Origin of the sequence: Occallatibacter sp., from assembly GCF_049510455.1 — a bacterium.
In the GTDB taxonomy this organism is placed as follows: Bacteria; Acidobacteriota; Terriglobia; order Terriglobales; family Acidobacteriaceae; genus Telmatobacter.
The window spans coordinates 1-20,603 of sequence record NZ_JBEKYX010000078.1; the positions used below are offsets into that span (position 1 = coordinate 1).

Genomic DNA, 20,603 nt, shown 5'->3' on the forward strand with positions numbered 1-20,603 from the left:
AGCCTGGTCCTCGGCGGTAATAGACAAGGCAATCAACGGACGTCCCATCGAAGTTCCTCACACTCTATCCGATGAAACAATCCTTATTAATTATTCAACTTATTCTAGAGACGGGACACTAGTTGTCGATACCTTCCTATGTCCAGATTTTGACCATAAGCCGAGGTCAGGATTCTTTGCGCTCGGGTTGCCACTGATCCTGTAGATCGGGGCCGGTGCGATCCAGGTATCGTTCCTGCTGGTCGCGGCGTTGCTCCTGCTGGCGGCGCCATTCCTGTTCTTCACGTTCTTCGCGGCCGTCGCTCATGGGCTCCTCAGACTATTAGTTTATGTGAGGATTGGCTCGGTGCGTATTCAGATTTCTGGCGTGTTATGGTGATCCCAGGATTCTGGACAACAAATGGAGACTCTTCTCGAACGCATTCGACGCGCTGAGCTTGATTGCGTGCGCAAGTATTTTGCGCCGGGTGCGCGTGTGCTTGAGATTGGGGGCGGCAGCGGATTTCAGGCCTCGCTTCTGGCGGAGCATGGGTGCGAAGTGACGTCGATCGATGTGGCGACGCGCCCCGATCCGCGGGCGCAGCGATATGCGCGGCAGTATTATCCAGTTTCAACATACGATGGTTCGCGCCTGCCGTTTGCGGAGGCGGGCTTTGATGTTGTGTTTTCGTCGCATGCGCTGTATCACGCGTGTACGCTTGAGTCGATGCTTGCCGAGATTCGGCGTGTGCTTCGGCCCGAGGGGTTCGTGATTCTGATTCTGCCTGCCAGTTCATGGCGGGTTTATACATCGCTGTTGCATTATCCCGATCTTGTGCGAAAGGTTATTGCGCGGCTGAGCCGAAATTCGGCACGGAAAGGTGCGGAGACGGATACGACGCGCAGCGCGCAGCGGGCGCGGCTACGAGATGTGCTGGCAAACCGGCCTATCAGTCCGGCTCCGAATGTCTTTGCGGAGTGGGGGATGTTTCGACGCGGGCGCTGGAGCAGTGCGTTCATTGCGGCTGGCTTTGAAGTGCGCGCTTTGTGTGGCGGGCCGCTCTTTTATACCGGGCAGCTCTTTGCGCCGGAATTACCGTTTGGCGCGCGTGCGGCCCTGGCGCGGATCATGGGCGCGAGTTCATTTGTTTGCGTTGGGCGGCGTTGATCGGTTCGCCTGCGTCCGGCGTTTTGACGTAGCATGAAGGAATTCTTTACGGGGTGCATGATGAGCGAGACGTTGTCTTCCACTGAATTGACTGCCGAGCAGATTTCCAGCGTGACAAGAGAGACGAACTACGGAACATGGCGATTCCAGAAGACGTGGAAGCCGCTGCCGGTGATGGATGCCGAGGGGTGCTGGTTTACGGATGGGGCGGGGAAGAAGTATCTCGACTTTTCTGCGCAACTGATGTGCGTGAACCTGGGACACAAGAACCCGCGCGTGGTGGAGTCGATTGCGGAGCAGGCGCGGGAGCTGGCGTTTGTGGGGCCGGTGTATGCGACGCGTGCGCGGGCGCGGCTGAGCCAGAAGCTGCTGGAGGTGTTGCCGGAGGGGCTGAACAAGTTCTTCTTTGCGACGAGCGGCACGGAGGCGAATGAGGCGGCCTTCAAGATTGCGCGCATGGTGACGGGGAAGACAAAGATTATTTCGCGGTACCGGTCGTATCACGGCTCGACGATGGGATCGATTGCGGCGACGGGCGATCCGCGGCGGTGGGCGATGGAGCCGAGCGGCAAGGGCGGCGGGGTGGTGTTTGCGCCGGAGACGAATTGTTACGACTGCCCGATCAAGCATACGTATCCGAACTGCAACATTGCTTGCGCTGACTACATTGAGCACATGATTCGCAATGAGAGCGATGTGGCGGCGATTATTGTGGAGCCGGTGGTGGGTACGAATGGCGTGCTGGTGCCTCCGCCGGAGTATTTTCCGAAGCTGCGCGAGATTTGCGACCGGCAGGGCGTTCTGCTGATTGCCGATGAGGTGATGGCGGGCTGGGGACGGACTGGGAAGTGGTTTTCAGTGGATCACTGGAACGTGAAGCCGGACATTCTGGTGACGGCGAAGGGAATTACATCCGCGTATGTGCCGCTGGGTCTGTGTGCGACCACGACGAAGATTGCGGAATACTTTGAGGATCATTATTTTTCACATGGGCATACATATGAGGCGCATCCGCTAACGCTGGGGCCGGCGGTGGCGACGATTGAAGAGATGCAGCGGCTGAAGCTGGTGGAGCGCGCGGCGGAGTTGGAGCCGTATGTGCGCGAAAAGCTGATGGCGCTGAAGGAAAAGCATGCTTCGATTGGCGATGTGCGCGGGCTGGGGCTGTTCTTTGCGGTGGAACTGGTGAAGAACCGGAAGACGAAGCAGCCGTTCAACACGATGCGCGACAAGGTGGAAGGCAAGGCGCTGGTGGTGGACCAGATTGCAGCGAAGATGATGGCGGATGGAGTGGCGCAGCAGGCGTGGGTGAGCCACTTTGTGATTGCGCCGCCGCTGATTGTGACGAAAGAAGAGCTGGACCTGGGCATCGACGTGCTGGACCGGCATCTGGCGATTGCGGACGCGTTGGTGGAGTAATGGACGGGCGCGGAAAGAGTTCTTCCGCGCCCGGAGGATATTTGGAGCAGGTTAGTTGACTGTCAGCGTGAGCTGCGTTGTATGCGTGAGTGAGCCTGCCGTGGCGGTGACTGTCAGATTGTAGGTCTGCGATTGGGGTTGGGAGCCACCTCCGCCGCTGTTACTTCCTCCGCCGCAGCCCGAGAGCGCAGCCAATCCGATTGCGCTTCCAACACACACAGCAAATAAGACAAGTGTCCGGGTGAGCAGGCGTCGATTGCGGCGCAGGGCGGTGAGTGGCAGCAGGATCAATCCGAGCGCCATTGGCAAAGCTTCCCCGCTCAGCGGGGAATGCACTGGCGCAACTGCGCCGGTCTGTGCGGGCACAGCTACGGACAGGGTGACATTGGTTGCTCCGGAGCCTGCCGGCACCGAGGCCGGCGAGAAGGTTGCTGTGGCGCCCGCTGGAAGGCCCGATATGGAGAATGCGATGGCTGTGGGTGTTGTTGCGCCGGCCGGCGGGGCTACTGCCAGCGTATAGGTGGCAGTGCTGCCCGGCGATACTGTGGCTGAAGTAGAGCCTCCGCTGGGCGGGGCGATTGTGAAGTCATCAATGGTTTCATTGAGAACGGCGCTTGTGACTCCGATAAAAGTTGTGTCTCCGGAATAGACTGCGGTGATGGAATGCGCCCCAGAGGCGAGTGAGGAGGTCGTGTAGGTTGCCGAGCCATCGCTCAGTGTGCCTGTGCCTAATTGAGTGGTTCCATCGAGAAATGCAACTGTGCCGCTGGGTGAGCCGGAGGTCGAGGAGACCGTTGCCGTGAAGGTGACTGCGTTGGATGCAAAGGAGGAATTCGCGGAGGCCGTGAGCTGGATGGTTGGCGTGAGCATGGTGATGGTGTAGCTCGCGCTGGCTACGGCGCTTTCGGTGTAATTGCTGGTCACTGCAATCGCCTGAAGGGTTCCGCTTGAAGTGAGCGTGAGCGATTTGCTGTACACCGAGGAACCGGTGGATGGAGTGCTGCCATCGGTTGTGTAGTAGATGGTGGAGTTTGGCGTTGCATCGCTGATGCCGATTGTTTGGGCGCCGGTATAAGCGCCTGCGGGAAGACTGAAGGTTGGGGTGGCGGCTGGCGGCGGGAAGGTCACCTCGCGGACGACTACATTATCAGCGTCGGCGATGTATAAGCTACCGGATGCATCCAGAGCAAGGCCTTCAGGACTGTCAAGGCCGGCCATTGCTGCCGCGCCTCCATCACCGCCATAGCCGAAATAATAGTTCCCGGCTGTCGTGGTTATGATTCCTGTGCTCGCATCGACTTTGCGAACCGCGGCATTGTCGGTCGAGAAATAAACGTTGCCGGCGGTGTCAACTGCTATGCCTCGTGCAGGAATAATCGGTGTTTGAGATGCCAGGCCGCCATCGTTGTCTATGGTGCTTTCTGTGCCATTTCCTGCCACGGTGGTGAGGGTGCCGTTTGAGGCTGATAGTTTCAGGATGCGCGCGCTAAAAGATTCGGGAAAGTAAAGATTTCCCGCAGAATCGACAGTGACGTCGAGAGGCTGAAGGTAAGCATCTGTTGCAGCCATGCCCTCCTGGAAGATGCTGCTGGAAGCTCCGCCTCCGGCCACCGTGGTGATAATGCCCGTTCCGAGGTCAATTTTGCGTATGCGGTAGTATCCGAAATCGGCGATGTAAAGATTGTTCATGTTGTCGATCGCTAATCCGTATGCACCGCCGATAGACGCCGAAGTGGCGGGGCCGCCGTCGCCGATCACATTGAACGATCCTGGCCCTGCGATTGTGGTGATGATTCCGGTCCCGGTCGCAACCATACGGATTCGACCATTGCCGTTATCCGCAATGTAAAGATTGCCGGCTTTATCCACAACCACGCCGGAAGGTTCCTGCAATTCCGCGGCTGTTGCCTGACCGCTATCGCCGCTGAATCCCGCAGTACCATTGCCGGCGACAATTGTGATTATTTGCGTGCCCGATGTGACCATCCAGACGACATTGTTGGAGCTGTCGGCAATGTAGAGATTTCCTGCGGAATCGAAGGCGACGGCCTGCGGCTGTTCGAACTGCGCACTGGTGGCCGGTCCGCCCGATCCGGAGAAGCCATACGAGTTGGCCGAGCCTGCGATTGTAGAAATGAGAGCCGTTGGCGGAGTCGTGATGGTGTATGTCGCCGTAGTGGCAGAGCTGGGGAGGTAGCCGGGGCCGACCGCGGCCGCCTGAATCGTCACCGAGCCTGTGACGCTGATCGGGCCATGATAGCCTTCGCTTCCCGCAGTGGCTGGAGAGCCGTTGAATGCGACATAGATTTTGGCTCCTGGCGTGGAGTCATTCAGGGTGACTGTCTGCGTGTCGGGATAGGCGCCTGCGGCAATGCTGAAGGCAGGTGCGGCTGCCGTTTGCGTGGGCGGCGGTGCGGCGGCATTAATTTTTCTGACGCCATTATGGCCGAAATCCGAGAGATAAATGTTTCCCGCACCGTCAAGGGCGATATATTGCGGATATGTAAGGCCCACACTTGTGGCGGGACTTCCATCGCCTGAGACTGTGTACGGGTTTTGAAACGCGCCCGCAATTGTATTGATGATGCCATTCGTATTTATCTCGCGAATTGCGAAATCAAAGGTATCGGCAATATATAAGTTGCCGATGCTATCGAAGGCCAATCCGGAGGGCGAACTCAGGTATGCAGAGGTGGCGGGAATGCCATTTCCCCACTGTCCGTTGCCCGTTGTTACACCTGCAAATGTTGTGAGGGTGCCTTGCGTGTTGATCTTATCGACTACGTTATAAATGCTATCTGAGACGTAGAGATTGTTCTGATTGTCGAGCGCGAGACCTGCGATCAGACCAAAGTACGTGACTGGGTTGGTCTCTACCTGAGAAGCGTTCCCTGTTCCCGCGTTCACTTTCCAGACGTAAGATTCACCTCCGATATAGAGATTTCCTGAAGGGTCAAGAGCCAATGCCCCGATGTAGCCGAAAGAGATGTTTGTAGCGGAGCTGTTTGTGCCACCCGTTCCATTCGGATTTCCTGCGTAGGTGGAGATAACTCCAGTGGAAGCGTCTACCTTGCGCACTACATTGTCGCCGTTTTCTGCGATATACAGATTGCCCGCTGAGTCGATGACGATTGCGTTTGGCTCCCACAGCTCCGCGCTTGTGGCGGGGCCACCGTCGCCGGTATGCCCGTAAGTCCCGGTTCCGGCAAATGTGGAGATGATGCCAGTGCCAGCCGTGATTTTGCGTACGACATTGTCTCCGATGTCCGCGACATAGACGTTGCCTGCCGAATCGACAGCCACGCCATGAGGCTGGCCGAACTGCGCCAGCAGAGCGGGGCCTCCATCTCCGCTGTAGCCGAGGGTATCGTTGCCGGCGATGGAGTACACGTAGGGAACATTCGATGAGGCGATGTTGTACTGCGCGGAGGCGTAGCCGCTGTTGGAATAGCCCGACGCTGTGGCGACTGCAACCAACACCTCGGAAGAAGAGACCGTGATGGTTGGTGGGCAGGGTGTCAGAGTGCCGATTAGTCCGGGCGGAATAAAGCTTACAGGAACTGTTCCATTTGTGGAGCAGTAGATGGTTGCGCCTGGCGTGGAGTCGGTGATGGAAACAGATTGGGTGCCGGAGTAGCTTCCGGCAGCGACCGAGAACTGCGGCAGCGACACCTGCGGCGTAGAATCGGCCCGCTTTGCCTGTGCCTTTGCTCTGCGGGCGCTCAGAATGGCATCTGTCTGGGCATCTGTCTGGCGCATGCGCGGGTCTGACAGGGTTGTGCCAGGTTGCGTTGTGGCCTGGGCACGCGCGGAGAGTGAGATGAAGATTGAAACAGCGAGAAATACAAGGCAAAGAATGGCGAAAACCAAGGGAAACCGCGGGCGACTGCGCATGATACAGAACTCCAGAGACACCGAACGCTTATGCAGCCGATTCGATGAGGATGTTGAGGCCGCGAATCTCTCGAGAATCGAAGCTGATCGAGAGATTGTTGGCTGTCTTTATTGAGCTGGTGTGAAAGACGAGGGAAGCATATCACAGCAAATGAGGGTTGTTGTATGGAATCCGCGTGCGGTTTCGAATTCCGGCTGGAGGGGTATGAGAGCGGTGAAGGCGGCTTTGCGCCCGTCCTCGTACAATAAGGGAAGGAAATTCCCCAGCAGCCGATGACGGACAAAGCGAAGCCCAAAGACGAAAAAGCCGACAAGAAACAAGCCCGTAAGCAGGATGAAGATCCAGTAGGGAAGGTCTACGACTCGGCGCTGGTGCGGAGGCTGGCCGATTACATGCGCCCGTACTGGGTGCAAGCTGCGATCTCGTCGGTTTCTGTGACGCTGAAGGCGATGAGCGATGTGGCGGGGCCGTACTTTGTGAACGTCGGCATTGACCGCTACATGACGCATGAGAACCGTGGTTATACGGCTTGGCTTGGCAAGCGGCTTTCGCCCGATCCGTGGACCGGCATTACGCAGTTGGTGTGGTTGTACCTCATCGCGCTGGTCTCGGCTTATTTGTTTGAGTTCATCCAGACATACCTGATGCAGTGGGTGGGGCAGAAGGTGATGTTCGATCTGCGGCGGGAGATCTTCCGGCACATGCAGCGGCTGCATGTGGGGTTCTTTGACAAGCACGCCGTAGGACGGCTGGTTACGAGGCTGACGTCGGATGTGGATGCTGTGAATGAGATGTTCACGGCGGGCGTTCTGGCGATTGTGGATGACTTTTTCACGCTCACATTTATGGGCATTGTCATGATGAGGGTGGAGTGGTGGCTGGCGCTGCTGGCCTTTGCGGTGCTGCCGGTGATCTTTATCGTCACGAATATCTTTCGCAAGAGCGTGCGCGAGAGTTACCGGAGAGTGCGGGCGGCGATTGCGCGCATCAACTCATTTACGCAGGAACATATTGGCGGCATGAGCGTGGTGCAGCTCTTTAATCGCGAAGACCGGGCATTTAACGACTTTGAGACAGTGAACCGGCAGCACATGGTGGCCTTCAAAGACACGGTTTTTGCCTACGCGCTTTATTACCCGGCGGTGGATTTTCTGTCGATTCTGGCGGTGGCGCTGGTGTTGTGGGGCGGGGGTTTCAGCGTACTGCGGCATGGCGCGGTGACGATTGGAATGCTGGCGCTGTTCAATATGTATTCGCAGCGTTTCTGGCGGCCGATTCAGGATTTGAGCGACAAGTTCAATATCTTGCAGGCGGCGATGGCTGCGTGCGAGCGCATCTTCAAGCTGCTGGATGAGAAGCCGGAGATTGTGAGTCCGGAGAAACCGGTAGCGGGCGATGGATCGAACCGAATCGAGTTCCGGCGTGTGTGGTTTACGTATCAGGAGCTGAGCGCGGAGCAGCAGGAGATAGTAGCGAATGCTGCAAGGTCCGAGGCGAGCACGGCGGAGCTTGAGGCGCTGAAGGAGATCGACTGGATTCTGCGCGATGTCTCGTTCACGGTTGAGGCGGGGCGCACGGTGGCGATTGTGGGCCACACGGGCGCGGGCAAGACGACGCTGACTAGCTTGATGATGCGCTTCTATGACGTAACGGCAGGCGCGGTGCTGCTGGATGGCGTGGATGTGAGGGAGCAGAATCTGCAGGATCTGCGGCGGCACTTTGCTGTGGTGCTGCAGGATCCGTTTCTGTTTACCGGGACGATTGCGGAAAACATCCGGCTGGGCAATGCGGGGATTGACGATGCAAGCATGCGGCAGGCTGCGCTGGATGTGAACGTGCTGGATTTTATCGAGAGCCTGCCGGGCAAGTTCGATGAGCCGCTACAGGAGCGGGGAAATTCGCTTTCGACGGGGCAGAAGCAGCTGATCAACTTTGCGCGGGCGCTCGCGTTCAATCCGCGGATTCTGATTCTGGATGAGGCTACATCAAGCGTGGACACGGACACCGAGCTGCGGATTCGCGGGGCGCTGGAGCGCATGGTGGAAGGACGTACGAGCGTGCTGATTGCGCATCGGCTTTCGACGGTGCAGCGCGCGGATACGATTCTTGTGATGCACAAGGGGCATCTGCGTGAGATGGGAAACCATCAGCAGTTGCTGGCGCTGCGCGGGTTGTACTGGAAGCTGTATCAGTTGCAGTACAAGGATCAGGAAGGACTAGCCGTCCAGGCAACTGAGCCTTCGGCTTCATTCGTGGGTATCCCTGCTTCCTCGACATCTTGAATTTTATATAGAACGGTTGAATCCTCTAGGGCATCCAACCGCTATGCAACTGTGTGGTGCGTCAAGTGCGAAGCCATTCATTTGAATCGACACGGTTACTTTACTCATGAGCTCACCGGAAATTTCTACAGGAACGGCAGAGTCCCCGGAGCTTTCAGCGGCGGCGAAGCAACTGCTGCCTTGGCTGGTGGCGGTGGCGCTGTTCATGGAATCGCTGGATACGACGATTCTGAACACGGCGGTTCCGGCGGTGAGCGAGGCGCTGAAGGTGACGCCGCTGGCGATGAAGGCGGTGCTGGCCAGCTACACGCTGGCGCTGGCTGTGTTTATTCCAATCAGCGGGTGGATGGCGGACAGGTTCGGGACGCGGCGCGTATTTGCTTCCGCGATCGGGCTGTTTACGCTGGGGTCATTGCTGTGCGGGCTGTGCAGCAATATCCATTTGCTGGTGGCTTGCCGCGTGCTGCAGGGCATGGGCGGAGCCATGATGGTGCCGGTGGGACGGCTGACGCTGGTGCGCGCATTTCCCAAGCATGACCTGTTGCGAGTGATGACGTTTATTGCGCTGCCGGCGCAGGTGGCGCCGATGCTGGGGCCGATGGCGGGCGGGTTGATTGTGGCCTATTTCCATTGGCGCGTGATCTTCTTTCTGAATGTGCCGATTGGGCTGCTGGGCCTGGTGCTGGTGTATATGCATCTGCCGGATTATCGGGAAGAGAAGACGCATCCACTGGATTTTGTGGGGTTGGTGCTTTTTGGATCGGGGATTGCGCTGCTTTCGTACGTGCTGGAGGTCTTTGGCGAGCATGAGCTGAGCTCACGAGAGATTGCGGGGCTGCTTGGGCTTTCGGTTTTGCTGATGGTGGCGTATTGGATGCATGGGCGCAAGCTGGAGTTTCCGCTGCTGAATCTTTCGTTGTTCAACATTCGCACGTTTCGCGCGGCGGTGAGTGGCGGATTCTTTACGCGGCTGGGCATTGGCGGCGTGCCGTTTCTGCTGCCGCTGCTTTACCAGACGGGACTCGGATTTACGCCGATACAATCGGGCCTGCTGATCATGCCGCAGGCGATTGCCTCGATGGGGATGAAGGCGATTTTGCGCAAGGTGCTTGGAGCCAGAGGCTACAAGACGGTGCTGGTGGTGAATACGCTGCTGGTGGGCGTGCTGCTGGCGCTGTTTGCGGTGATTGGCCTGCATACGCCGGTGTGGGTGATCATTCTGATCGCGGTCCTGTATGGAGGCTGCACATCGCTGCAGTACTCAGCCATGAATACGCTGGTCTTTGCGGATGTGGAGGAGAAGGATACCTCGATGGCAAGCTCGGTTGCCAGCACGGGACAGCAGCTTTCGATCAGTTTCGGCGTGGCGGCGGCTGGGCTCACAACCGCCTTCTTTGTGCCCGGATCGGCTTATACCAATCCGGGCTTGATGGTTGGCGGCATACATAAAGCATTTCTGTGGCTGGGCGTGATGACGGTGGCTTCCACGCTCGTGTTTACTGGGCTGAAGCGCACGGACGGCGAGTCAGTGAATGAGCAGAAAGAACATGAAACGCATGTGGGCTAACGCTAGGCGATTACGGTAATTCGCGGACCCAGATGTTGCGGAAGCTGATGGGCTCGCTTTTGTCGCCGTGGGCCTGCAGCTTGATGGGAGCCGTGTCGTACTTCTTGTAGAACGGCTTGCCGATGTAGAGAGTCTGGCCCTTCAGTTCGAAGTGGTTTTCTACGAGCACTCCATTCCAGAAGACTGTTGCGTAGGCGGGCGTTTTGAGCGAGCCGTCGTCGTTGAAGGTGGGTGCGGTCCAGATTGCGTCATAGGATTGCCACTCGCCGGGCTTGCGCGCGGCGTTGGCCAGCGGGATCGCTTGTTTGTACAAGCTGCCGGCCATGCCGTTGACGTAGGTTTCGTTCTGGTAGGAGTCGAGAACCTGAAGCTCGTAGCCGTCATCGCCCTGGCCGGTCGAGGCGAGAAAGACGCCGGAGTTGCCGCGGGCCTGGCTGGTGCCGGTGATGTTGGATGGAACGCGCCACTCGACGTGGAGCTGATAGTCCTTGAAGCGGCGCTTGGTTTCGATGTTGCCGGTGCCGTCTTTGACCACGGTCATGATGCCTTTGTGGACGGCCCAGGTGATGGGTGTTTTGTCCTTTACTTTGACCCATTCGTCAGTGTTTTTGCCGTTGAAGAGGATGACGGCGTCGGAAGGCGGCGCGGTGGTTGTGGCGGCGGGCGTGACGACGGGTGGGACAGGCTTCCAGATTTCGGTTTCTTCGGGCTTGGGCTTGTTGTCGGTTGTTGTGGCGGGTTGTTGAGCCGCGGATGCCGTTGCGGCGATGAGGGCAGCGAGAAGAGAAAGCCGGAAAAGTCGCATATTAGTCACCGGGGCGAGTTTATCAGGACCGGCCAGGTTTGGAGTCAAGGCAGAAAGCGGTCTTCAACGCCGGGGATGAAGGCGCAGCTCGGGTTGCCGTTGGAATGAAGCGCATGGCGGTGGCGCGCGACGAAGGCGTAGGCGCGGTCGCGCAGGGCCTGCGGGATTTTCAGCAGGAGCCTGGCTAGAGTTTTGTAGCCGGGGAGTTGAGCGGCAATCTTGAGGACGGCAGTGGAATGGGTGAAGATGCCTTCCGGCATGAGCAGAACGGCTGTTGGGCCGTTGAGAAGACTGACGTCATGGATTCGGGCGCGGGCGGTCTGGGAGTTAAGTGCGGCGAATTGGAATTTGCCCTGAGGATCGTGGCGCAGGACGAAGGATACCCAGCGATTGCAGAGATGGCAATCGCCGTCGTAGAGGATGATGGCTTCGGGTTGTGGTGGTGTGGCCACAATGATCTGATGTCTGGCGACGCTTGAGGGATGAGCCTAAAGCGTCGCTACGCGGAGGGTTGCGGCGAAGATATGCTCTGCGGCAGGAGCGACCTCGACTGCGGAGCGCAGGATATTTGAGGCTTCGACGCAGATCATTTCGCGCCACTCTTCGTCGCCTAGATCGGAGAGGGATGCGGCGCCTTGCTGCCAGGGATTCCAGGTAATGGTGGTGGCGGAGTTTGTCTTTTCGGTGATCGGCTTGCGCTTGAGCACGGGGTCGATGATCGTTAGTGCGGAATGGGTGTCGATATAGGCATTGTCGGTGGGGCCGGACATTGCGAGGTCGCCGTGCTGGGTGTTTTCGGTGTTGTTGCGGACATTATCGAGATAGACTACGCCGTCGAGGCCTGAGACAGAGACTTTTTCTACATCGCCTACGCGGAAGTAGGTGTGCAGAGCTTCTTCGATCTTGAAGCTACGAGTGCCGGTGTTGCGGGTGATCAGCTCGAGCTTGAGCTCGGAACCTACTGTGATGCGGTGCGTGAGATGGAAATCGTGCGGCCAGAATTTGCGGGTGGCGTCGCTGCTGGTGATGACTAGATCAATGACAACGTTGGTGTCTTGCTGCTGGATGGATTCGATCTGCCATGCGGTGGTGCGGACTACGCCGTGGGATGGGGCTTGTGGGTCGTCAGATTTTGACCGGAACCAGGGGTAGCAGATGGGGATGCCGCCGCGGATGGCTTTGCCTTCCTGCCAGTGCGATTGGCTTGAGAGGAAGATGACTTCTGAGCTGTGTGCGGGAATCCATGATGTGACTTGTGCGCCGTGGAGGTAAATTTCTGCGGTTGCGGCGGGAGTGGTGATGCGAATTTTGGGTAGGGTACCGTTGCCTTCGACGATCTCTGCTATGCCGGGTAGGGTGAATTTCTGGTTCAGTTCTGAGGCGGTCATGTGTGGGTCTCAGTATCCCATATTTGCTGGACATAGTTGTTCTTGGTTAGTGATCCGAAAAGCGAAAGGCCCGGCGCACATGCGTCGGGCCTTTCGCTTTTCTCTACTTGAGATATGTATGACAGATTGCTGGAAATAATGTGCAAAATGGGTGAAGTTTTTTGGGTTTAGAATCAGCCGGTCAGAAAATATTTTGGGCGGGAGGGCTTGACAAGCAATAGAGAGTTTTTAAAAATGCAGGCCCCCCAAGATCCTTCCCTTCGCCTGAAAGACGGCTACGGTCAGCGATCAGCCATTACGATTTGCTTAAGCTTTTTATTTGTAGAAAAGGCATAGAGGCCGCTCCATAGAGCGGCCTCTACGCTGAGGTGGAGGTTATGGTTTATTGCACTTGATGATTGCATCAAGAAGGCCAGGGCCGGGGAAATCGGACATTACGATGCCTACGCGTCCATGGAGTTCTCCGCCTGATGCAAGCCGCGTGTACAAGAGCTGGTTGGTTCCGAGAAAAGCAATTGAACACCAGCTACCGAGACAGCTGACGCGCGGGAAGTCAGGCCAACTGTCTTTCCATCCTCCAATGGTGGTGCGGCCGGTTAGCAGCAAAGGGGCGCCAGTCTGCGGGCTTGATTGTCCGCTGGCAACGAAGTATGGAAATGAGCCCGTCGATGCGCTCAAATAATTGATGTAGGCCTGCTGTGGATCTCCTGAAATGGCGTCTTTGGCTTGATTTTTTACCTTCAGCCACTTGTCGTAAAGATCCCAGTTGCTGCCCAATTTCCAGTAGTCTTGGATGTTGAAGTTCTGCGGGTAGGGAATTCCATACCGCTTTCCGTCAAAGTTCTGAAGTACGACAATCTTGCCCTGCATGTCCCCCAGAGACGGGTTGTTGATGGAGCCCTGCCAGAATGCGTCTTTGTTGGGCTCGTAGTACTTGTTTACAAATGTCTCTTCAAATGTTTCGGTGTTACCGCTTGGGGAGCCTTCCTCCTGAATGCGCATGAGCACTGTTTCCTGAGTATGAAGCTTGAGGAAATCGATGACCGCAGACAGAACATCGGAAAAATACGCGTATTGGAACTGAATCCCGTGATAGATGGGAAATGCGTCCTGTACGTGCCGGCAGCGAATGTCGAGGGCGCGAACGCCGGACCTTAGCTGACTGGCGAGTGGCATGGATTGTGTCTGGGGATGTCGCCACCATAAAACGACATGGTGTCGTGAGTGCCCGGCATGGACAGCTCACTCAATAGTCGTGATTTCGGCAACTTTGACATCCAGTCCGGATTGGTGGTCTTGATATCGGAATCGTGTGAATAACCGTTGAGATTTGCGGCCATTTCCTGGTCGGGGTGGAAAATTGCTGCTCCTTGCAGCAGCGTGGTTTCCTCTGGTTCGTCGAGTAGGCTGACGGCGGTAATTTGTTCCGTTGACATGATTTTTCTCCTTTTGACTCAAGAGTTGCGCTGAGTCTGAGTGACCGAAGGCAAGAAAAGACGGCAACCGTGCGCCATGATCTCCTGCGCCGTGTTGTTGTTGGCATCTGCGACGAAGCCGATGCGCAGCATGGCCAGCACTGCGAGCATGCGCGGCAATTTCCGACATCTCAGAAGCAGAGCGTCAGGGAAAGCGAGCCGATCCTGGTCGAATCGTACTGTGCAATTTTGCAAAGAACGCGTAGAGGAACGGGGCAACCTTTACCGGAGGAGTTCCGGCTATCGACTAGATTGGTTCATTCTTGCGGGTGGGAACGCAGTGGGAAGCGACGCAATCTTCTCAGATGAGGTTGTTTTTGGTTGATATCCCGATGGCGAAAATTTATATCACTGGCGAAGCGGAGAGTCAACGCAATTCTGCATGAAAAAGGTATAGGCAATGGAATCTGCGGGCTGATGTTAGGAGATGAAATGAAAGGCCGCTCCACATGGGAGCGGCCTTTGGTGTTTGTTTTGGTGATAGTGACTACTTAGCTGCCAGCGAAGGCCTCGTGTCGAGGGTGCCGTTGGCGTAGCCTTCTTTCATCGCTTCGATGGAGAGGGGCTTGTAGTCTGCGCCGTGGCCGGCCTGGCCGAATTCGCGCATGCGCTCGGCTACCAGCTTCTGCATGGCTTCGCGGGCTGGCTTGAGGTAGTCGCGGGGGTCGAACTTGTCCGGGGTTTCCGCGAAGACCTTGCGGATGGCGCCCGTGATGGCGAGGCGCGAGTCTGTATCGACGTTGATCTTGCGGACGCCGTTCTTGATGCCGAGCTGAATCTCTTCGACGGGGACGCCCCAGGTTTCCTTCAGGTGACCGCCGTACTTGTTGACAATGTCCTGGAGGTCCTTGGGCACCGAGCTCGACCCGTGCATGACGAGATGGGTGTGCGGCAGGTGCTTGTGAATCTGGATGAGCAGGTCCATCTTGAGGACCGAGCCGTCTGGCTTCTTCGAAAACTTGTATGCGCCGTGGCTGGTACCGATGGCGATGGCGAGGGCGTCGACGCCGGTGCGCTCCGCGAACTCGACGGCCTGATCGGGATCGGTGAGGTGCTCGAGGCCTGTGCCGCCTGCGCCGTGGCCGTCTTCAACGCCGCCGAGGACGCCGATTTCGCCTTCGACAGTGACGCCGCGCTCATGGGCGTATTCGACTGTGCGGCGGGTGATTTCGACGTTCTCTTCAAAAGTATTGGGAGACTTGCCGTCGGTTTTGAGCGAGCCGTCCATCATGACGGAGGTGAAGCCGAGTTCGATGGCGGACTTGCAGGTCTCGAAGCTGTTGCCGTGGTCCTGGTGCATGGCGATCATGACTTCAGGATGCAGCTCGTTCGCGGCGAGGATGAGGTGATAGAGGTAACGATCTTCCGCATACGACCGCGCGCCGCGGCTGGCCTGGATGATGGCGGGGGAGTTGGTTTCGATGGCCGCGCCGACGATGGCCTGAATCTGTTCCATGTTATTTACGTTGAATGCGCCGACGCCATAACCGCCCTTGGCGGCTTCGTCGAGGAGCTGCCGCATGGATACGAGAGGCATAAGAATTCTCCTTATTGAGTGCTGTTTCAGCGCGTCGAGCGAGGGGACTAGCGTATGCCCTGCGGCGCGTATTTCTATCGTCCTAATGGTAGCAGGAATGGATGGGTGCGGGATTATGCGTGAACGCACAATCCCGCTGGAATGGGGAGGGCTAGAAGGAGAGCTTGAATGTGACGGAGCTGGAAGGATCGGAGCTGCCCGGATGGCCGGGAGTGTGGCCTCCGATGCCGTTTTGTCCGCCGCTGCCTGTTCCGTTCATTTCCGTTGCGGAGCCAACGCCTGCTTTGGCGGATGCGGAGAAATCGACGTGGCCGCTGCGGGCATGGGGGCTCTCGTAGACAGCGGTAGGTGAGCCGAAGCCGTTTGCATCCTTGAATTGGAAGTTGTTGTTGAGCGAGAAGGGTGACTGATAGGAGAGGCGGAAGTTGCCGAGCGATGAGTTGACGGGCAGGTTGAGGCCGCCGCGGAGCAGTTGATTGGCGGCGGGTAGCGCGCCGAGGGCAGCGGCAGCGCTGGTGTGTCCTCCGGCGGCGAGGCCACGGCCGAGGTCGCCGCTGAGCTGAGAGATGGAGCCGGGGTTGAAGCTGCCTGCCCGGCCGCCGCGGAAGCCATTGCCGGATGTGCCGCCAAACTGGTTTCCTGTGTTGCCATCGACGGCATTTCCGGCATCGCTGCTGAATCCGCTGGGGACGCCGCTGTCAAAGTCGCTGGAACCAATGCCTGCTCCGGCTCTGGTTCTCATTTCGGAGCCATAGTGCATGGTGTCCTGGGAACTGGAACTGAAGGCCGGTTCGCTGCCGGAAAAATTGTCGCCGGATGGTCCTTGTTGCCTGCTGCCGCCAGGGCCGCCATGCTCTCCGCCGCCGTGCAGGCCAGCACGTTTCATGCCGGCCTCCTCCAGATCGCGCGCAAGGCCTTTCCATGCGTCGCTGGAGTTATGGCTTGGGTTGGCGCCGCTGGGGTTAGACGGCTGGGGCGAATTGTCCGCAGGCTGCTGTGGCGGGGCGCTGGGAGCTGTGGCCGCGGGAGTTTGATCCGGAGTTTGATTCGGAGCCTGAGCGTGGAGCGAAGTCAGGCCGATGAAGGTAACTGCCGCGAAAATCAAGGAAAAAGACGAATGAAATACATAACGAAGACTGCGGACCACCAACCACCTCCGAGCATCTATCAGAGGAATTTAGAAACACGTTCTGTGAGTATGACGAATTTTGCGGAGGTCGCGCCTACAGACATGTGGTTTTAGCGGGAGCCGCAAAATGTTGCCGAAAAGGCAACATGCTCTTGACACCGGGGAAGTGCGTTGGGAGCATGGAACGATGCGAAAGTGGGTCTCTTGCAATTGCTTTGGAATGGCAATCGGATTGCTTTGCACGGCAGTGGCTGCGATGGCGCAGACGGAGCTGGCTGGGACTTCTTCTGCACAACAGGCTCCCGCATCGCAGGTTGCCACGCCACAGGCGCAGGTGGATCGGTCACTGGGTGAGGAACTCAACGGCCTGAGTACGCGAGATGTACATATTTTTTTCATTCATGGGATCGGGTCGGAGGGTCCGCATTCGCATGACTCGGAGTTGCTGCGGAAGAGTATCTGCGCGTATGTGAAGAACTGCGTGAAGCCGGCGGGCGAGCAGGTGGGCAGCTACGATTATGCGGATGGGGCGAATTTTGGGCTCAACGAGGCTCCGCCGACCATGCGCTACATGGGCAAGCTGGTGTGGAATACGCCGGAAGAGTGGCATGCGGCTGCGCCGTTTGTGGTGCATTACAAGCTGTCGCGGACGAGCGGACGGACAATTTATCTGGATGAGCTGAACTGGTGGCCGCTGGTGTTTGCGCTGAAGTGCAAACAGATCATCGCGTCGGACGCGCGGCTGGCTGGGCCGGTAGATCAAAAGATCGAGACGTGCTCGACGCGTGAGCCCGATCCGCAGATGCAGGGCCGCTTTATTTCCTATGACTGGATCAGCCCGGATGAGGCGAAGCTGCTGTTGACGGAGCCGAAACGGGCAGCGCCGATTAACCGGTCTCTGAAGACGGATGTAACGGACTGGGGATTTTCCGATGCGGTTACTGCTCTTGGACCAATGCGCGACCTGATGGTGCAAGGGATTCGGCAACTGATTCTGAAGGCCGTGCTGGATTCGCCTGGGACGACGCAGGATTCGGCGGCGATGCCGCTGCTGACTCCGATTGCGGATCAGGATTTTGTCATTGTTTCGCACTCGCTCGGGAGCTACCTGATTTTTTCCGCGCTCAGCGTGAACGACAAAGACAGGGCGACTCCAGTGCTGATGCAGGCATCCGTGGCATATATGCAGGTGTTGCGGCAGACTGCGCTGGTGTACTTTTTTGCCAACCAGGTGCGGCTGCTGGAGCTGGCAAATCTGGAGGATTCTCCGACGGATAACTTTGTTTCGCATCTGGAGGACTGGGGCAAGCTGCGCTGCGATTTTGAGAAAGCGGCTCCCGGCGCGGACCCGAATACACCATGCAGGCTGCCGAAGATTGTGGCCTTAAGCGATCCGAGCGACCTGCTGACATGGCGAGTGCCGCACCTGACCACTGTAGATGTGCAGAATGTGTATGTGAAGAACGGAATTCATTGGTTCTGGCTGCTGGAGAATCCGATGAGGGCTCACCTCAATTATTCAACCGATAAGCGGGCGATTCGGGAGATGCTGCATCCGACGGCTGCGCCGGATTTAGAGAAATAGTCTGAGCGGAGAAGACAGGTGACAGCTTTTCTGGACCGCATCGGTATCGATCTTCCGATCATTCAGGCTCCTATGGCCGGCGTGCAGGGGCGTGCGCTGGCGATTGCCGTATGCGGTGCCGGCGGGCTTGGGTCTCTGCCATGCGCGATGTTGACTCGCGATCAGATTCGGACGGAAATCGCGGCGATTCGAGCAGCTACAAGCAAGCCGTTCAATGTGAATTTCTTTTGCCATACGGCTCCTGAACCGGATGCATCGCGAGAGGCGGCTTGGCGGGATGCGCTCCTGCCGTACTACGAAGAATTAGGCGTTGATCCATCGACGATTCCGAGTGGGCCTGGGCGCACGCCGTTCTCTGCTGAGGCTGCGGAGCTTGTGGAGGAGCTTCGTCCGCCGGTGGTGAGCTTTCACTTCGGGCTTCCATCGGCTGAGCTGCTCGCGCAGGTGAAGTCTACAGGCGCGTTTGTTCTTTCTTCGGCGACTATGGTTGAAGAGGCTCTTTGGCTGGAGGCCAGCGGAGCGGATGCGGTAATTGCGCAGGGAGTGGAGGCCGGAGGTCATCGCGGGATGTTTCTGACGGATGATATTTCCACGCAGACCGGGACGATGGCGCTTGTTCCTCAGATGGTGGATGCGGTGAAGGTTCCTGTGATTGCTGCCGGAGGCATTGCGGATCATCGAGGTGTGCGAGCTGCATTGGAGTTGGGGGCAGTTGCGGCGCAGATCGGGACCGCATACCTGCTGTGCCCGGAGGCGACGACGAGCCGGGTACATCGCGCGGCGTTACGAAGCGCTGGTTCCCGAAACACGGTTTTGACGAGGCTGTTTTCGGGACGTGCGGCGCGGGGTATCGTCAATCGCATCATTCGCGAGTTGGGGCCGATGAATGAGGCGGCTCCGGCGTTTCCGCTGGCGTCACTGGCGTTGGCTCCATTAAGGAGTAGGGCGGAAAGCCTTGGGTCGGAGGATTTCTCACCATTATGGAGTGGTGAAAATACTTCCGGGTGTGCGGAGATTCCGGCTGCTGAGTTGACGCGGCGTCTTGCGGGAACAGATTCAAAACAGATGATTCCGCTTGGATAGGCTCCTGAGCTGTCCGCCTCGGTATTGGTTCGTTGAGTGCATTGGCGATTTGAATTGGCTCAAGAAACCATACGCAGGGCGTGCCCACCAACCGATGCCTCGTTACGCCGGGATCCATCTACCGCAATTTGCCGCCGCTCAATTCTCCGAAGGCTTCTCGACGTGATCGATGACAAGGATTTCAACTGGCCCTTTGGCCGATTGTAGTTTCAGCCCTAGTTGTTCATTTAGCGCGGTAAAAATCGAGAGACCCGCAGAATCGTCTGTCGTGCCAGGTCCTGTAGTGCTCGCTGGCGCTTCAATGGACCACTTCAGATGTAAATCAAATCCTCCAGCAAGTCCGGTCCTGTCTATGACAGGTCTGTCGAGTCCGAATCGGGATAAACTTCCGGCCAGCTTCGTCATGCTTACCCCTGACCCGTCAAATGTCCGGTTCAGCCCATCGGCTCCAAATCGCGGAAAATCACAGAAAACAGGGAACGGCGCGCCTGACTGAGGGAGCGGCGGCGGTGAATCCATAGAATACGGAGTGCAACTGCCTTCCTTTGACAGTTGCATCTTCACGCCGCCTTTCTCGGCAGTGAGCTCATACACTGGGCGTTCCCCGGTCTCGCGGTGGACCTTCAAATTAAACCTCTCTTCAAGCAGTGCCTGTAACATCGGACCCTCCACCTGTTTCACAGATGAGTTGCCGTCCGCTTTGGCCTGGATGTCGTAGTGGTTGGAATCCATCCACGCCTGCACCCCCGAAACCTGGTTGTTCGGAACACCGTAGGCAAAGAGTACGAGTTGTTTCAGGGAGAAATCTGTCATGACAAGCTTGCCCTGAAAGGCCTGAACGTATGACTTATCGCCGGCATTCGCGTGGAGCCTGATCGATGCTACTTCGAATTCGGGACGGGCCGCGGGATATGGCGTTTGACAAAAAGCAGCAGCGTTCGCAGCGGCGGCAGCAAGCAGAAGCCTTCCACCGAAGTGCAGGTTTCGCGTGCATGAATACATCGCAAATTCTCCCAAGTCCGATAAAGCTGAAACACCGCTAGCATAAAGACGTGTCAGTATGTGGTGCAACAAAGATCTGAGTGCCCAGCTCCGGATTCTCAGAGCTGGGAAGGCCAACTAACTTCGTCATCAAAACTGCTCGAAACGTCAATTACTGAGAACAGGCCTTAGCACCCATTGAGCGTTAATCGTTGAGTGCATTGGCGATTCCGCGCAACCTGAGAGTCTTTGCGGAGGATTCTGCGGGGAAAGGTTCGCGCTATCCCCGGTCTCAAAACCGAGACCCTTC

The 20,603-nt window shown here is 57.5% G+C and carries 17 protein-coding genes; 6 read left to right on the forward strand and 11 right to left on the reverse strand.

Annotated elements, in window-relative coordinates; all coding sequences use genetic code 11:
- Positions 1-166 precede the first annotated feature (166 nt).
- Positions 167-307: a hypothetical protein gene (locus ABSG47_RS14710; RefSeq protein ID WP_424170450.1), complete on the reverse strand. Its 141-nt coding sequence runs from the start codon at positions 305-307 to the stop codon at positions 167-169.
- Between the two features lie 93 nt (positions 308-400).
- Between ABSG47_RS14710 and ABSG47_RS14715 the strand changes: the two genes are divergently transcribed.
- Positions 401-1,147 (forward strand): class I SAM-dependent methyltransferase, encoded by a 747-nt coding sequence (locus ABSG47_RS14715; RefSeq protein ID WP_424170451.1) that lies wholly within the window; start codon positions 401-403, stop codon positions 1,145-1,147.
- A gap of 33 nt (positions 1,148-1,180) precedes the next feature.
- Positions 1,181-2,566 (forward strand): aminotransferase family protein, encoded by a 1,386-nt coding sequence (locus ABSG47_RS14720; protein ID WP_424170452.1) that lies wholly within the window; start codon positions 1,181-1,183, stop codon positions 2,564-2,566.
- Positions 2,567-2,617: 51 nt separating this feature from the next.
- Here ABSG47_RS14720 and ABSG47_RS14725 read toward each other — a convergent pair whose 3' ends face one another.
- Positions 2,618-6,460, reverse strand: a complete 3,843-nt coding sequence (locus ABSG47_RS14725) for an NHL domain-containing protein (protein ID WP_424170453.1) — start codon at positions 6,458-6,460, stop codon at positions 2,618-2,620.
- Positions 6,461-6,733: 273 nt separating this feature from the next.
- Between ABSG47_RS14725 and ABSG47_RS14730 the strand changes: the two genes are divergently transcribed.
- Together ABSG47_RS14730 and ABSG47_RS14735 are read left to right on the forward strand one after the other, a co-directional pair.
- On the forward strand, positions 6,734-8,743 hold the full coding sequence (locus ABSG47_RS14730) for an ABC transporter ATP-binding protein (protein ID WP_424170454.1): 2,010 nt from the start codon (positions 6,734-6,736) through the stop codon (positions 8,741-8,743).
- Positions 8,744-8,849: 106 nt separating this feature from the next.
- The gene (locus tag ABSG47_RS14735) at positions 8,850-10,310 is read left to right on the forward strand and encodes a DHA2 family efflux MFS transporter permease subunit (protein WP_424170455.1); all 1,461 of its coding nucleotides are present in this window, start codon (positions 8,850-8,852) and stop codon (positions 10,308-10,310) included.
- A 10-nt stretch (positions 10,311-10,320) separates the two neighbouring features.
- Here the strand turns inward: ABSG47_RS14735 and ABSG47_RS14740 are convergent, their stop codons facing one another.
- The 8 genes from ABSG47_RS14740 to ABSG47_RS14775 form a co-directional block, all read right to left on the reverse strand.
- Positions 10,321-11,115: a 3-keto-disaccharide hydrolase gene (locus ABSG47_RS14740; RefSeq protein WP_424170456.1), complete on the reverse strand. Its 795-nt coding sequence runs from the start codon at positions 11,113-11,115 to the stop codon at positions 10,321-10,323.
- A gap of 44 nt (positions 11,116-11,159) precedes the next feature.
- Positions 11,160-11,567 carry a thiol-disulfide oxidoreductase DCC family protein gene (locus ABSG47_RS14745; RefSeq protein ID WP_424170457.1) on the reverse strand — a complete coding sequence of 136 codons (408 nt, stop codon included), beginning with the start codon at positions 11,565-11,567 and terminating at the stop codon, positions 11,160-11,162.
- Between the two features lie 36 nt (positions 11,568-11,603).
- Complete coding sequence (locus ABSG47_RS14750; RefSeq protein WP_424170458.1) at positions 11,604-12,503, reverse strand: D-hexose-6-phosphate mutarotase; 900 nt, start codon at positions 12,501-12,503, stop codon at positions 11,604-11,606.
- 375 nt (positions 12,504-12,878) lie between these two features.
- Positions 12,879-13,679 (reverse strand): phosphatidylinositol-specific phospholipase C, encoded by an 801-nt coding sequence (locus tag ABSG47_RS14755; RefSeq protein ID WP_424170459.1) that lies wholly within the window; start codon positions 13,677-13,679, stop codon positions 12,879-12,881.
- Entirely contained in the window at positions 13,658-13,939 is a 282-nt protein-coding gene (locus ABSG47_RS14760; protein ID WP_424170460.1) for a hypothetical protein, read from the reverse strand. Before ABSG47_RS14760 ends, ABSG47_RS14755 begins: the two co-directional genes overlap by 22 nt.
- 18 nt (positions 13,940-13,957) lie before the next feature.
- Positions 13,958-14,089: a hypothetical protein gene (locus ABSG47_RS14765; protein ID WP_424170461.1), complete on the reverse strand. Its 132-nt coding sequence runs from the start codon at positions 14,087-14,089 to the stop codon at positions 13,958-13,960.
- Between the two features lie 376 nt (positions 14,090-14,465).
- Positions 14,466-15,515 carry a ketose-bisphosphate aldolase gene (locus tag ABSG47_RS14770; protein ID WP_424170462.1) on the reverse strand — a complete coding sequence of 350 codons (1,050 nt, stop codon included), beginning with the start codon at positions 15,513-15,515 and terminating at the stop codon, positions 14,466-14,468.
- Positions 15,516-15,666: 151 nt separating this feature from the next.
- Positions 15,667-16,662: a hypothetical protein gene (locus tag ABSG47_RS14775; protein WP_424170463.1), complete on the reverse strand. Its 996-nt coding sequence runs from the start codon at positions 16,660-16,662 to the stop codon at positions 15,667-15,669.
- Positions 16,663-16,864: 202 nt separating this feature from the next.
- Between ABSG47_RS14775 and ABSG47_RS14780 the strand changes: the two genes are divergently transcribed.
- A complete protein-coding gene (locus tag ABSG47_RS14780) occupies positions 16,865-18,229 on the forward strand; it encodes a hypothetical protein (protein ID WP_424170464.1) in 1,365 nt (454 codons plus the stop codon).
- A gap of 18 nt (positions 18,230-18,247) precedes the next feature.
- Positions 18,248-19,312, forward strand: coding sequence for an NAD(P)H-dependent flavin oxidoreductase (locus tag ABSG47_RS14785; protein ID WP_424170465.1), 1,065 nt, complete (start codon positions 18,248-18,250; stop codon positions 19,310-19,312).
- Between the two features lie 138 nt (positions 19,313-19,450).
- Here ABSG47_RS14785 and ABSG47_RS14790 read toward each other — a convergent pair whose 3' ends face one another.
- Positions 19,451-20,329 (reverse strand): TIGR03435 family protein, encoded by an 879-nt coding sequence (locus ABSG47_RS14790; RefSeq protein ID WP_424170466.1) that lies wholly within the window; start codon positions 20,327-20,329, stop codon positions 19,451-19,453.
- Positions 20,330-20,603: the final 274 nt, after the last annotated feature.